The sequence below is a fragment of the Campylobacter hyointestinalis subsp. lawsonii genome, assembly GCF_013372165.1.
GTDB lineage: Bacteria > Campylobacterota > Campylobacteria > Campylobacterales > Campylobacteraceae > Campylobacter > Campylobacter lawsonii.
Genome location: NZ_CP053828.1, coordinates 43292 through 57033 on the forward strand (window position 1 = coordinate 43292; position 13742 = coordinate 57033).

General features: G+C 35.0%; 12 protein-coding genes. 4 read left to right on the top strand and 8 right to left on the bottom strand.

Annotated features, from left to right (window positions below; translation table 11 throughout):
- Entirely contained in the window at positions 1-687 is a 687-nt protein-coding gene (locus CHLWT_RS00255) for an SIMPL domain-containing protein (RefSeq protein WP_111969018.1), read from the top strand.
- A gap of 135 nt (positions 688-822) precedes the next feature.
- Here the strand turns inward: CHLWT_RS00255 and CHLWT_RS00260 are convergent, their stop codons facing one another.
- The 5 genes from CHLWT_RS00260 to CHLWT_RS00280 all read right to left on the bottom strand — a co-directional run bounded on the left by CHLWT_RS00260 (position 823) and on the right by CHLWT_RS00280 (position 6947).
- Positions 823-1449 carry a LutC/YkgG family protein gene (locus tag CHLWT_RS00260; protein ID WP_112000262.1) on the bottom strand — a complete coding sequence of 209 codons (627 nt, stop codon included), beginning with the start codon at positions 1447-1449 and terminating at the stop codon, positions 823-825.
- On the bottom strand, positions 1442-2860 hold the full coding sequence (locus CHLWT_RS00265; RefSeq protein WP_112000263.1) for a LutB/LldF family L-lactate oxidation iron-sulfur protein: 1419 nt from the start codon (positions 2858-2860) through the stop codon (positions 1442-1444). The genes CHLWT_RS00260 and CHLWT_RS00265 overlap by 8 nt, the downstream gene beginning before the upstream one ends.
- Positions 2860-3606: a (Fe-S)-binding protein gene (locus CHLWT_RS00270; RefSeq protein WP_063997444.1), complete on the bottom strand. Its 747-nt coding sequence runs from the start codon at positions 3604-3606 to the stop codon at positions 2860-2862. The genes CHLWT_RS00265 and CHLWT_RS00270 overlap by 1 nt, the downstream gene beginning before the upstream one ends.
- Before the next feature lie 103 nt (positions 3607-3709).
- Positions 3710-5347 carry an L-lactate permease gene (locus tag CHLWT_RS00275; protein WP_112000264.1) on the bottom strand — a complete coding sequence of 546 codons (1638 nt, stop codon included), beginning with the start codon at positions 5345-5347 and terminating at the stop codon, positions 3710-3712.
- Between the two features lie 292 nt (positions 5348-5639).
- On the bottom strand, positions 5640-6947 hold the full coding sequence (locus CHLWT_RS00280; RefSeq protein WP_063997446.1) for a Na+/H+ antiporter family protein: 1308 nt from the start codon (positions 6945-6947) through the stop codon (positions 5640-5642).
- A 402-nt stretch (positions 6948-7349) separates the two neighbouring features.
- On the opposite strand from CHLWT_RS00280, the gene typA reads away from it, so the two are divergent.
- Positions 7350-9158 (top strand): translational GTPase TypA, encoded by a 1809-nt coding sequence (gene typA, locus CHLWT_RS00285; protein WP_112000265.1) that lies wholly within the window; start codon positions 7350-7352, stop codon positions 9156-9158.
- Positions 9158-9814, top strand: a complete 657-nt coding sequence (locus CHLWT_RS00290) for a hypothetical protein (protein ID WP_112000266.1) — start codon at positions 9158-9160, stop codon at positions 9812-9814. The genes typA and CHLWT_RS00290 overlap by 1 nt, the downstream gene beginning before the upstream one ends.
- 54 nt (positions 9815-9868) lie before the next feature.
- Here CHLWT_RS00290 and CHLWT_RS00295 read toward each other — a convergent pair whose 3' ends face one another.
- The 3 genes from CHLWT_RS00295 to CHLWT_RS00305 are packed head-to-tail and all read right to left on the bottom strand — an operon-like array spanning position 9869 to position 12540.
- On the bottom strand, positions 9869-10942 hold the full coding sequence (locus CHLWT_RS00295) for an ATP-binding protein (RefSeq protein WP_112000267.1): 1074 nt from the start codon (positions 10940-10942) through the stop codon (positions 9869-9871).
- Positions 10943-10982: 40 nt separating this feature from the next.
- Entirely contained in the window at positions 10983-11561 is a 579-nt protein-coding gene (locus CHLWT_RS00300) for a ribonuclease HII (RefSeq protein ID WP_112000268.1), read from the bottom strand.
- Between the two features lie 4 nt (positions 11562-11565).
- Complete coding sequence (locus CHLWT_RS00305; RefSeq protein WP_112000269.1) at positions 11566-12540, bottom strand: DUF475 domain-containing protein; 975 nt, start codon at positions 12538-12540, stop codon at positions 11566-11568.
- Positions 12541-12688: 148 nt separating this feature from the next.
- Between CHLWT_RS00305 and CHLWT_RS00310 the strand changes: the two genes are divergently transcribed.
- Entirely contained in the window at positions 12689-13648 is a 960-nt protein-coding gene (locus tag CHLWT_RS00310) for an ABC transporter ATP-binding protein (protein ID WP_111971344.1), read from the top strand.
- Positions 13649-13742 lie beyond the last annotated feature (94 nt).

The following is a 13742-nucleotide window of genomic DNA, read 5'->3' on the forward strand; positions in this document are numbered from 1 at the left end:
ATGGAAAAGAACAACTTTATAGCAATCAGTCTTGTTATTTCAGCTATAATTCTAGCTTTTGGATTTAGCTCAATAATCAAAGACGAAAGAAGCGTAGTAGTCAAAGGACTAGCTCAAAAAGAGGTAAAAGCGGATCTTGCCTTGTGGCAAATGAGCTTTTCTTTAGGGGATAATGACCTTGCAAATCTTAAAAAAACTATAGAAGAAAAGACAAAGATAGCATCAAATTTCTTAAAAAAACAAGGTCTTGAGAGCAAAGATTTTAGCGTACAAGCTCCAACTATCACAGATAATTCTGTAAATCCGTATATGGACACGCAAAAGATCCGCTACACATACATAGCTAAAGTAAATTTGCTTATCAGAACAGACAAGATAGAACAAGCCAAAAAAGCTCAAAGCAACTCTTTAGAACTAGCAAGTGATGGTATAGCCGTGTCAAATGACTTTGACAATAAAATCACTTTTGAATTTACCAAGCTAAATGATATAAAACCAGAAATGATAGCCTTAGCCACTAAAAACGCCAGACTAGCCGCGCAGCAGTTTGCTAATGACTCAGGAAGTAAAGTTGGCGAGATCAAAAAAGCCACTCAAGGACTATTTAGCGTAGAAAACGCAGCCATAGGCTTAGAAGACATCAAAAGCATAAGAGTCGTTACTCAAGTAGAATACCAGCTAAGATAAATATTTTAGAAGCAAAATATAAATTTACTTCTAAAACATTTTGTTGTTTATTCAAATTTAAAATTAAATTTGAATAAATTTAGCATAAAGGATAAACTATCCATCACTATTAAATGCTAGATAGTTTAGTTAAACTTAGATCAAAACTACATAAAATACTTGCGAACCATGCACACCTAAAACTAGCTGAAGCTCAATATCGCTAGTCCTGCTAGGTCCTGAGATAAAAATAGTATTTGTCGGCAAACGCCCATCTTCGTTTTTGATCTTATTTAGCTGATCGCTTAATGAATACACAATGTCATCTTTGCTTAAAATCGCCACGCAAACTCTAGGTGTAAGGCTCAAAAGCCTTGGGTTATCACTTGAGCTTACGCAAGTTACGCCGTGAGATGAGACACCACCCCTAGCTTTAATGATACTGATATCATACTCAAAAATACGCTCTTTAAAGCTCTCTATCTCACTCTCAAAAGCAAATTTTTGCTCTATTTTTAAGTCGTTTGCTAGGTCTTTTAAAGAGACTGGATAGATGAGATTTTTAGCATTTTCATTTTTGATGATTTCGTTTATATCTTTGCTAAGATTTTCTTGGTTACTATTTATGATTATGGTTTTATTTGCTTCTGCTCTTTGTATAAACTCTCGCACCAAATCATCATCTATGTTTTTTATAAAGATACTTGGGTCTGGTGTGGCTTGATTATCTACGCTTCTTTTAAAGCCATTTTTTAATGCGTTTAAAATACTTTCTTTACTCATATATCACGCCTTTAAATTTGCTTATTTGTGAGTTTAAATCATTTTTTAAATTTGGCAATTCTTTATATTTTTGCCATGATTTTAAAATAGGTAAAAATTTGATTTTATGGATCATTTTATCTGCTTTTGAAGCGATACTTAGCATACCACGCCATTTTGATGGGCTTGTCGCAACCTTGCTATAGCCTAAAAACACTAGGCTTTGCATAAGTTTTCGTTTAGTTTTGGTTTTTAGCTTGCTAGTTTGTGGGTTATTTTTATCTCGGCGAAGTTTTCGTATGAGATCAGCTAGAGGGATTTCTACAGGGCAGACCTCAGAACAACGCCCACAAAGTGAGCAAAGCTCAGTGATATCAGAGTATTTATCCATGCCAAAAAGTTGTGGGCTAATTACCTCGCCAATTGGCCCTGGATAAACAGCGCGGTAGCTATGGCCACCGATTTTGTCATAAACAGGGCAAAAATTCATACAAGCCCCGCATCTTATGCAACGAAGTGCCTCACTAAACTCATCATGGGCTAGCATATCGCTTCTGCCATTATCTAAGAGTATGATATGGCACTCCTTTGGGCCATCAAGCTCACCTTGTTTTCTTGGGCCAGCAATGATATTATTGTAGTTTGAGATGAATTGACCAGTGGCACTTGGAGAGAGCAATGTATCAACTGTGGCGGCATCTTCTATAGTTTGAACTATTTTTTCTATTCCACATATTGCGATATGAATATCAGGCATAGTTGTGCTCATTCTGCCATTTCCCTCATTTTCAATGAGCCATATCGCCCCTTCATTTGCGATGGCAAAATTCACACCACTTAAACCCATTTTTAGCTTTTTAAATTCATCTCGCATTTTTGTCCTTGCGATTGCGTTTAATTTCTCAGGCTCACTCTCTTTTTTCACGCCCCATTTACTAGCAAATATCTCGCCTACTTCATAACGATTTTTATGAATCGCTGGAACAACTATATGAACTGGTGGCTCATCTAAAAGCTGTATAATCACCTCGCCTAAATCTGTCTCAAGCGGATTTAGCCCTCGTTCTTTTAGGTAGTGATTAAGATGGATTTCTTCACTTGCCATTGATTTACCTTTTAAAATGGTATCAATGTCATTTTCTTTCATGAGATTATAAACGCATTCGCATGCCTCTTTTGCATCTTTAGCAAAATGCAATATAAAGCCATTATTTTCGGCATTTTTGATGAATTCACTAGTAAGAGAGCTAAGGTTATTTAGGGCTTTTTGCTTTGCATTTTTGCCTTGTTCTCTTAGGGTTTGCCAGTTTGTGAAGTTACTAGCTATCAAATTTTTGCGATTTTTTTGCAAGGTATGCATGGCACTATCTAGATTTTGTCTCATTTGTTTATCGGCAATTTTTGTGACTATAATCTCAGAATGCTCACTCATCAAATACTCCTTTCATCTATGTTTTTTCCATCTAGTCTAGCTAGTAAAAAATCATATAAATGAACGCATTTTATATCTTTGGCATTTTTTTTCATCGTGCCATTGATATTTAAAAGACAGCCGCCATCGGCACTGATTAGGTATTTTACGCCTGTTTTTTCGATGTCTGCTATTTTTGCTAGTGCCATTTCATTTGAGATTTCAGGCTCTTTTACACTAAAAGTCCCACCAAACCCACAACACTCTTCTTCTCTTTCAAGCTCTATAAGCTCTACATTTGCTAATTTTCTAATCAAATTTTTATTAGATTCTATGCTTTTTGCCACCCTTAATGCATGACAATTTGAGTGCCAAGAAACCTTTATAGGCTCACCCTTATCAACTACTTGTAGATGTTTATCTAAAAACTGAGATATCTCCATACACCTAGATGCAAATTTGATAGCTTTTTGTTCATATAAATTGCCCTTAAAAAGCTCTACATAGTCATGCATCATCATACCAGCACAAGACCCAGATGCTATTAAAATAGGCTCATCGCCATCGCCAAATAGCTCCATATTATAAAGTGCGATTTTTTTAGTTTCTTCAAAATATCCGGTGTTATATGATGGCTGCCCACAACAGGTCTGGTCTTTTTTGTAAATCACCTCAGCACCGCATTTTTGCAAAAGTTCTATGGCACTTAAGACCATTTGATTCATGCTAACTTGCCCTAAGCAAGTGCTGTATAAATAAACTTTCATTTTTTCCTTTTTAAATTTGATAAATTTTTAAATAGTAGGAATTTTAGCAGTTTAAATCTAAAATTCCATTAACCAAATCAAATTTGTCAATCAAATTTGATAATCAAACTAGCGGTATCCAATCATACAAGAAATGAGCATAAATCCAAGTGATAGCACCACAAAATATGACAAATATTATAGAGTATTTCACAGTAAATCTAAATAAATCGCTCTCTTTTCCCACTAGCCCCACAGCAGCACAAGCTATGGCTATGCTTTGGGGACTAATCATCTTACCAACCACGCCACCAAATGTATTTGCTGCTAAAAATAAGGTATCAAGCCCTTCTTTTACAGCTGCCCCAGGAGAGCTCATTATGACCTTAGCAGCCTCTACTTGAAGTGAGCCAAAAAGTAAATTTGAGCTTGTATCAGAGCCTGTCAAAAACACCCCAAGCCAACCTATGATAGGGCTAAAAAACGCAAACGCATCGCCAGTTTGAGCTAGTGTTTGACCTAGAATTCTAGCTTGTCCGCTACTAGCTGCTATACTAGCATATGCCACAACTAGACCTATTGTAAAAACCGGGATTTTCATATCATTTAAAGTCTCACCAGCTGCACTCCAAAATGTTTTTGTATCAATCTTTTTTCTAATAAGAAGGATGAGAGCTGATATTAGACCGGCTATAAAAATCGCAGTTCCAGCGCTTTTTATCAGATCCAAATTCCATTTTGTAGCTATATTAGCATCTCCACCTGGAGCTATGCTAAATATGATATTTGTGTAGTGTAATATCCCGCCTTTTGCAAAAAGTGCTTTAAAGGCCGGAATTTGCCACGCTACAATGGCTACTATCAAGATCAAAAATGGCACCCACGCAAATAATAACTCCTTGCCATTTATCTGCTTTGTTTGTTCTATATCACTTCCATCTACTCTAAAGATATTTTTAGGTTTCCAAATTTTAAGAAATAAGGTAGTACAAATCAAAGAAAAAACGGCTGAGAGAATATCAGGAAGCTCTGAGCCTATGTAGTTTGAGCTGATAAATTGAGCTACCCCAAAGCTAATAGCAGCTACAAATACAGCTGGAAAAGTCTCTTTTACCCCTTTAAAGCCATCCATCAAAAATACTAAAAAAAATGGCACAAATATCGTAATAGGCAAAATCATACGACCAACCATAGCTGAGATCATATTTTGATCGGCATTTGATATATTTGCTACACTTTGAGCCATAGCAATGATAGGAATACCAACAGCACCCCACGCAACAGGCGCGGTATTTGCTATCAAGCAAAGCCCAGCAGCATAAAGAGGTCTAAGCCCAAGACCGACTAAAAGTGCAGCAGTTATCGCCACAGGGCCACCAAAGCCGATAGCACCTTCTAAAAATGAACCAAAGCAGAAAGCTATCAAGATAACTTGAATGCGATGATCTGGCGTGATGCTAATGACGCTATGCTTTAAGATAGCAAAATACCCACTTTTATCGCTTAATTTATACAAGAAAATGGCAGCGATAATAATCCACGCAATCGGCCACATGCCTTTTAAAAAACCCTCTAAAAACAGAGCAAAACTACGAGCTAAACTTATGTCATTGTAAAAAATGGCGATTATCGTCGATGCAAACACAGTCAAACCAGCTGCCAACCAACCTTGAAGTTTAAACCACACTAAAGATACGAAAAAAATGGCGATTGGAATAAGGCAAATAAAAAAGCCTATCCAAGAAACGCTTTGTTCTAGCATCAATTCTCCTTATAATTATTTTTATTATATATAATATCAGTAAAAGTCTAAAATTCAAAAAAATTATTATGAATAAAATAAAAAAATATTATTTTTGTTACAAAAATTCACACACAAATAAATTCTATTACCAAATTTATGCTTTATTTTAAAACAAAAAATTAAATTATTAAAATAAAGCAAATTTAAAGCTTAGTTTGATGAGTGAGTTTAATATCGTTTGTTTAAGATAAGTTTTAAGCCTAAATTAAATATTTAGGCTTAAAGTAAAAATTTCTTAGATTTGTTTAAATTAAATAAATAGCGAACACGCCACGCCAAATACGATTAGTGGGATATTAAAAAATATAAAAGTCGGCACACAAGTATCATAGATGTGGCTATGCTTACCATCGGCGTTTAGTCCCGAAGTCGGCCCTAAAGTACTATCGCTCGCAGGACTTCCTGCGTCTCCTAAGGCTGCAGCTATACCGACTAAAAGTATAGTAGCAGGAACACTAAATCCAAGGCTTACGCAAAGTGGCACGTAAATAGCTGCGATGATAGGGATAGTCCCAAAACTAGTTCCGATACCCATAGTTACAAGAAGTCCGATAACTAGCATTATAATAGCTCCACCAAGCTTACCACCGCCTATAGAACTCGCAAAATTTATAAGCTCATTTATGCCGCCAGTCTCTCGTATCACAGAGCCAAATCCAGCAGCCACAAGCATAATAAAAGCAATAAAAGCCATCATAGCAAGACCTTGTTCCATAACTTTATCCATCTTTTTATACTCTATACCGCCAAATATTATCATAACGATAAGCCCCAAAAGAGCTCCTAAAGGAAGAGAGCTACTCCAAATTTGGACGCCAAAAGCGATCACCGCACCGCCAAGCACTACCCACTCTTTTTGCCCCATATGAAGATCTTCTTTTTGTGCTACTTTTAGCTCTTTACTTTCTAAAGCACTTTGCATATAATCTCTAGGTTTTCTATAATAAAATAGAGCTAAAACTAAACCGATGAGCATAGCTACACCACCTATCCACATAACGCTACTTATATCGCCTATCTCTACGTTAATGCCGTTATTTCCAAGCTCTTTTTTAAGAATAGTATGAAACAAAAGACCAAAACCAACCGAAATACTTACATAAGGGGCTTGCAACCCAAAAGTAAGTGCGCACGCCACTGCCCTTCTATCTATCCTAAGTTTATTCATCAAAGCAAGTAAAGGCGGTATCAAAATCGGTATAAAAGCTATATGAACCGGTATGAGATTTTGTGAAAAACAGGCTATAAAAGCTATACTCAAAGAAAACCAAAAAACCTTTTTACTAATAAATTTACTAACGTAATGTATCAAGATAGGAGTTAAATTTGTCATACTGATAGCTGCAGCAAGCGTTCCAAGAAGTATGTAGCTAAGTGCGGTTTCTAAGTTGCCTTGCATTCCTGTTATGAGTAAATTCGTGGTTTCTACTAGACCTTTTCCAGCAAACATTCCAGCAGCCAAAGCCGAGATAAGTATGGCTAAAAAGACATTAAATCGCAGTAAGCACAAAACACACATAAGCAAAACACTAAGCACTACGGAATTTGTTAGTAACATTATCACCCTTTTTTTGTTTATATTTTATCTGCCATTTTACAAATATATAGCTTAAATTTAAGAATTATTTACTGCTATGATCTGCATAAGCCACTATGACGATGGTAACTAGCATGAAAGTCATACTAAATTTCTTAATATATACGTTATGAAATGAGACTGAGTGTAAGAATTTGAAATTTGCACACCACCTCTGCCATAGCATCTTTAAAGAGTTTTCGTTTATTTTTGATTTTAACAAGGCGTTTTTAGCCACGTCATCACGCCCACGAAGTGTTTAAGCTTAAGTGGTTTTTAAATTTATTAAGTTAAGTTTTTAGATATTTTTTATTGTAAATATTTAGATTAAGTAAAATTTGGATATAATCAGCCACTAAAATTTAAAACGCATGAGGAAAACATTTGGAAAAGATAAGAAATATTGCAGTTATCGCCCACGTTGATCATGGTAAAACCACAATGGTCGATGAACTCCTAAAACAATCAGGAACCTTTACCGAACATCAAGCAGTAGGTGAGAGGGTGATGGATAGCAATGATATTGAGCGTGAGCGTGGAATTACAATTCTTAGTAAAAATACAGCGATTCGTTATAAAGACCATAAAATAAACATTATAGATACTCCAGGACACGCCGATTTTGGTGGTGAAGTTGAGCGTGTTTTAAAGATGGTAGATGGGGTTTTACTTCTTGTAGATGCACAAGAAGGCGTTATGCCACAAACTAAATTTGTCGTAAAAAAAGCTCTTAGCTTAGGTCTTCGTCCGATAGTTGTTATAAACAAAATCGACAAACCAGCAGCAGATCCAGATAGGGTTATAAATGAAATTTTCGATCTATTCGTCGCACTTGACGCTACTGATGAGCAGCTAGAATTTCCTGTAGTTTATGCCGCTGCTAAAAATGGTTATGCAAAGCTTAAGCTTGATGATGAAAGCGTAGATATGAAGCCACTTTTTGAGACTATTTTAGCTCACGTTCCAGAGCCAAGCGGAAAAGACGACAATCCTCTTCAACTCCAAGTTTTCACTCTAGATTATGATAATTATGTAGGTAAAATCGGTATAGCTCGTATATTTAATGGTAAAATCAGTAAAAATCAAAGCGTAATGTTAGCTAAAGCTGATGGCACAAAAACCACCGGACGCATAAGCAAACTTATCGGATTTTTCGGACTTGATAGAATGGACATAAACGAAGCTAAAACTGGTGATATCGTGGCTATTGCAGGATTTGAGACGCTTGATGTTGGCGATAGTGTTGTTGATCCAAATAATCCTATGCCACTTGACCCACTCCATATCGAAGAGCCGACACTTAGTGTTGTATTTAGCGTAAATGACTCTCCACTTGCTGGAACAGAGGGCAAATTTGTAACTTCAAATAAACTTGATGAGCGTTTAGAGAGTGAGATGAAGACAAATATTGCTATGAAATATGAAAATATAGGTGAGGGTAAATTTAAAGTAAGTGGTCGTGGCGAATTACAGATCACAATTTTAGCTGAAAATATGCGTAGAGAGGGCTTTGAGTTCTGTCTTGGCAGACCTGAGGTGATTGTCAAAGAGATCAATGGGGTTAAGTGTGAGCCTTATGAGCTTTTAGTAATCGATGCGCCTGATGATTGTACTGGCGCCGTGATAGAAAAACTAGGCAAAAGAAAAGCTGAAATGGTGAGTATGAATCCAACAGGCGATGGTCAAACTAGGATCGAGTTTGAGATACCAGCGCGCGGGCTTATCGGCTTTAGAAGTCAGTTTTTAACTGACACCAAAGGCGAGGGCGTTATGAACCATAGCTTTTTGGAATTTCGCCCACTAAGCGGCTCAGTCGAACACAGAAGTAATGGTGCTTTAGTCAGTATGGAAAATGGCGTGGCGTTGGCATACTCACTATTTAACTTACAAGATCGTGGCGTCCTTTTTTGCGATCCACAAACTAAAGTTTATGTCGGTATGATAATAGGCGAACATAGCCGTCCAAATGACCTTGATGTCAATCCTATAAAAGGTAAAAATTTAACAAATGTTAGAGCTAGCGGAAGTGATGATGCTATCAAGCTAGTCCCACCACGCAAACATAGCTTAGAGCGTGCTTTAGAGTGGATAGAAGAAGACGAGCTTGTAGAAGTAACTCCTATAAATATTCGTATTCGCAAACGCTACCTTGATCCAACTATGAGAAAAAGAATGGCAAAATCTAAAGAATAATGAGCCTAAAAGAGCTAGAACTCACTAGAAAAAGGTTGAAAGCTAAGCTTTTGACCTTGATTTTCACTTCTGCATTTGCGGGTTTTATTGTTGCTGTTTTGCTATTTGCTTTTGATGTTTTTTTGGCTTTGATAGCTGGAGTTTTTACTACTTTATATATTTATTATCACTATAAATTTAAGATCACAAGCGACTTTGAAGCAGGACTAAAAGAGAGAGTTTTAGCAGAATTATTTGACTTTGATAAGCTAACATTACCGCTTGATAAAGTAGAGTTTTTACAAGATGAAAATGACAAAAACGCAGTTATAAACTATTATCCGCTTTTTGCGGTCAAATTTGATGAGTTTGAAGCTCTGTTTTATGATGTTTGTTTAGAAGATAAAATTACTAAAAATAGGCTATTTTACGGACTTTTTGTTAGTTCTAAATTTAAAAAGCATATCCAAAATGAACTTGATATATCAAATTTAAAAGAGACATTTGGCTGTGATGCCATAGTCAAAATATCAGACGATAAAGTTTTAGTATATATAAATCAAGGTCATGATAGCTTAGCGCTAAATTTAAAAACTCCGTTAGATGAAACCGGACTTGATATCACTAAATTTAAAAAAGAGATAAATGCGATTTTAGAGTTATTTAAAAGGTTATAAAACAAATTTTATATAGCTCATTGTTAAGACTGGCTATAGAATTTTATGTTTTTATCAAAGTGTTACTGCCCATTTCCAAAACGGCACGATCACGCATCTTACGCCTTCAAATGCGTTGTCTGCTTCATTTGCATTACTGATGATGCAAATTTTTTTAATACCTAAATTTTTAAAATGATCTATTTGTTTTTTAAATTTAAGAAAGATGAGTTCGGGCGGTAAAAATGGTTCTATTTTTATGGCTATGTTTTTTTGAGGTAGATAAAAGTCTATTTTATCATCAAAATAGATCTTGCTTTGTAGCTTTAAAAGCTCACAAAAGACCATATTTGCAACCGTTATTTTTGGATCTTTTTCGTAACTTAATACATTTTTTAAGCCAAAATCATAAAAATACACTCTTTTAAAACTGCTTTTTTCATCAAGATGTGGTACAAAGCATATCAAATTTATATCTTCAAATTCACGCACGGCTTCATAAATTTTGTCTTTGGAGATTTTAGTATGTGTTTTTAACTCTTTATATATTTTATAAGCATTGAAATTTTGATGAATTTGCAAGGCTAGTTTTGAAATCACAGATATCAAAAGCGGTTTAAAAACAGATCTGAGTTTTGTTTGCAAAAACTCAGTTATTTCAAAATCTTGCAAAAACGCTGTTTTTACCATGTTTCCACGTGCTAAAAAATGGCTAAAAAGCGTCCTTGCTTCGTAGTTTTTACCATAATTTGCGATAAACTCTTCATAATCAAATCCATTAATAAAAAAATCGCTAAACCCCTCAAGCTCTAAAGAGTTATAGCAAGTTGAAATAATGATATTTTCACATTTAAATTGTAATTTAAAGTCGTTTTTTACTCCATCTATTCCAAGTGCTTTTATGCCTTTTGTTTCTATAAAATCATTTAAATTTAGTAAGAAATTTAGTTCGTTTATTCTTGCATCATCTAAGTTTATATATAAAAATTCTCTGTCTTTGAAGTTTTGCAAATACTCTGTTAAAATCGTAGTTTTACCGCTATTTAAGCCACCTTTTAAAAGGATTTTGTTTCCGCTTGGTTTTAGTTTTCTATCTATAAATTTACCATTTTTAGGCGGATTTTCGTAAAAGTATTCTAAAATATCCATAGACAAACTCCAAATAAATTACTCCAAATTTAGCCTAAATTTAAGTAAAATCAAATAAATTTTTCTCCAAATTTTTCACACAAAAACTCTTTCTTGTCAAATCATTTGCGCCGTATTTAGCTAAAGCTTCAACGTGAGCCTTCACTCCATACCCTTTGTGTTTAGCGTAGCCAAAGCTTTGGTAAATCTTATCAAAGCTTCTCATCTGTCTATCGCGGCTGACTTTTGCGATGATACTTGCCGCGCTTACTTGAAGTATGCTAGCATCGGCTTTTATGATGGTTTTTATATTTTTGACACCATAATCGCAGTTTCCATCATAGATAAAATCGCACTCTTTAAAATGATTTTTGATAACCTTTAAAGCACGTCTTAAGCACTCGCTAAGCCCGATTTCGTCAATTATTGTATTTCTAAAATAAACCACTAGATAATCACTCATTTTTTCTAGTTTTAAAAAGATTTTTTCGCGCGCTTTTTCGCTCAGCTTTTTTGAGTCATTTAGCCCGATAGTTAAGAGCTCATCTATAAATTTAGGTTTAAAAACACATCCCGCAACAACTAATTCGCCAGCTAATGCACCTCGTCCAGCCTCATCTATACCGCAAATTTTAACCATTTTTTTACTTTTGCGATTTTCGTTTTTGATAGATCGAGCTTAAAAACGCAACTAAAATAAAGCCAAAGCCGATAGTTCCAGTCACTGCTTCGCTGATCTCGTGAAAAATATTTATAAACATAATGATAGCTAACGCCAAAATAGCGTAATGTGCGCCGTGTTCAAGATAGATAAAGCTCTCAAGCGTCTTTTTATGCACCATAAATAAAGTAAGGCTTCTAACAAACATAGCTCCTATGCCAAGACCTATCATAATGATAAAGATATTTTCACTCATCGCAAACGCTCCTATAACTCCATCAAAGCTAAAGCTAGCATCTAAAACTTCAAGATATAAAAATCCCATTATCCCACTTTTAACGCCATTAGCACTAAATATCTCATCAAAAAGCGATAATGCCATATAGAGTAAAATAGCCCCAAAATATGATAATGTGTAGCTAATATTTTGTGTGAGATACGTCATGATCATACCGACGCAAATAGCTATGAATAATGGCATATTATCTGTTTTAGTAAGGATATGGATAAGATAATTATCCTCTACTAGCTTTATCCACTTTATATCCTTTTTCTCGAAGAAAAATGATAAAAACACCATAAGCAAAAATGCTCCGCCAAAGATATAAATTTGATTTTTATTTGCTGCTAAAGCAGTATGATATGTATCAGGATCATTTAAGGCTAGTAAGAAAGTTTCCCACATACCAAGGCTTGCGGCCACTGAAACTATAAGCACTGGAAATAAAAATCTCATACCAAAAACAGCGATAGGTATGCCATAAAGTATAAATCTATCTTGCCAAATTTTACTCATTTTAGATAAAACTTTTGCATTGACAACAGCGTTATCAAAGCTAAGACTGATCTCTAAAATACCTAGTAAAAAGCAGATATAAACCGCCAAAAAACCACCTATTTGATATGCTATCCCAAGCCCTATCAAAGTAACGATAAATGATGAATAAAAGTATTTCATAAGCTCTCCAAAATGCGGTTATTATACCTAAATTTAGATGAAGCTTTTGCTTGTTTCATTAAAGCATTTGATTTTTGTAAGCAATTAATGATATTAGATATCATTAATTAAATAAATGTATAATACGGCAAAAGTTTATAGGGGTCATATGAAAGAACTACTTAAAATCACGCATCTAAGTAAAAAATTTGGAAATTTGACCGTGCTAGATGATCTGAGTTTATCTTTAAATGCTGGAGAAATTCTGACTGTTTTAGGACAAAGCGGCTGTGGAAAATCCACTTTGCTTAGGATAATAGCGAACATAGAAACGCCAACTTGCGGCGATATAGAGATATTTGGGGATATCGTTTGTAAAAACGGAGCTTGTATTAAGAGCCAAAAAGTCGCGATGATGTTTCAAAACTACGCTTTATTTCCTCATCTAAACGTTTCTCAAAATATCGCATTTGCACTGCATCAACTCCCAAAAAACGAGCGACAAAAAAGAGTTACTCAGCTACTAAATAAATTTCATATCGCAGAGCTAAAAGATAAAATGATAGATGAGATCAGCGGGGGACAGGCTCAAAGGGTGGCTTTTGCAAGGGCTGTTGCAAACAAAGAAAATCTTTTACTTCTTGATGAGCCTTTTGCAAATTTAGACGCACACTTAAAAAACGTGCTTAGAAATGAGCTAAAAATGATGATAAAGCAAAACGGCATAACTGCTATAATGGTAACTCACGATAAATTTGACGCATTTTTGCTCAGCGACAAGATAGCTCTCATCGATGGTGGAAAGATAGTGGCTTTTGGGACGCCAAAGGAGCTGTATTTTAAACCAAAAACCGAGAAGATCGCTAGATTTTTAGGCGATATAAACGTTATAGATAGGTCGTTAGCTAAAGTTTTGCCGACTAAATTTCAAAGCTGGCTAGAGACGAAAAACTTTATGTTTCGCCCAGAAGAGATTGTAGTTGGCGATGAGTTTGAAGCAAAGGTGACAAACTCACAGTTTCTGGGTGCAAATTATCATTTAGAGCTTGATTTTATGGGGATTAAATTTCATACATTTGTGAGTTCTACTTTGAATGTGAATGATAAATTTAAATTTAACTTAGCATGAGATTAGATTATTTTTGTGTGTTAAATTTGATAAATTTATCAGGAATTCGCTTGTATTTATAGTATAAAGTTTGTTTAACTTTGTATCTTGTATA

Coding starts and splice junctions, on each gene's coding strand:
- CHLWT_RS00255 (WP_111969018.1), top strand. CDS start 1: ATGGAAAAGAACAACTTTATAGCAATCAGTCTTGTTATTTCAGCTATA.
- CHLWT_RS00260 (WP_112000262.1), bottom strand. CDS start 1,449: ATGAGTAAAGAAAGTATTTTAAACGCATTAAAAAATGGCTTTAAAAGA.
- CHLWT_RS00265 (WP_112000263.1), bottom strand. CDS start 2,860: ATGAGTGAGCATTCTGAGATTATAGTCACAAAAATTGCCGATAAACAA.
- CHLWT_RS00270 (WP_063997444.1), bottom strand. CDS start 3,606: ATGAAAGTTTATTTATACAGCACTTGCTTAGGGCAAGTTAGCATGAAT.
- CHLWT_RS00275 (WP_112000264.1), bottom strand. CDS start 5,347: ATGCTAGAACAAAGCGTTTCTTGGATAGGCTTTTTTATTTGCCTTATT.
- CHLWT_RS00280 (WP_063997446.1), bottom strand. CDS start 6,947: ATGTTACTAACAAATTCCGTAGTGCTTAGTGTTTTGCTTATGTGTGTT.
- CHLWT_RS00290 (WP_112000266.1), top strand. CDS start 9,158: ATGAGCCTAAAAGAGCTAGAACTCACTAGAAAAAGGTTGAAAGCTAAG.
- CHLWT_RS00295 (WP_112000267.1), bottom strand. CDS start 10,942: ATGGATATTTTAGAATACTTTTACGAAAATCCGCCTAAAAATGGTAAA.
- CHLWT_RS00300 (WP_112000268.1), bottom strand. CDS start 11,561: ATGGTTAAAATTTGCGGTATAGATGAGGCTGGACGAGGTGCATTAGCT.
- CHLWT_RS00305 (WP_112000269.1), bottom strand. CDS start 12,540: ATGAAATACTTTTATTCATCATTTATCGTTACTTTGATAGGGCTTGGG.
- CHLWT_RS00310 (WP_111971344.1), top strand. CDS start 12,689: ATGAAAGAACTACTTAAAATCACGCATCTAAGTAAAAAATTTGGAAAT.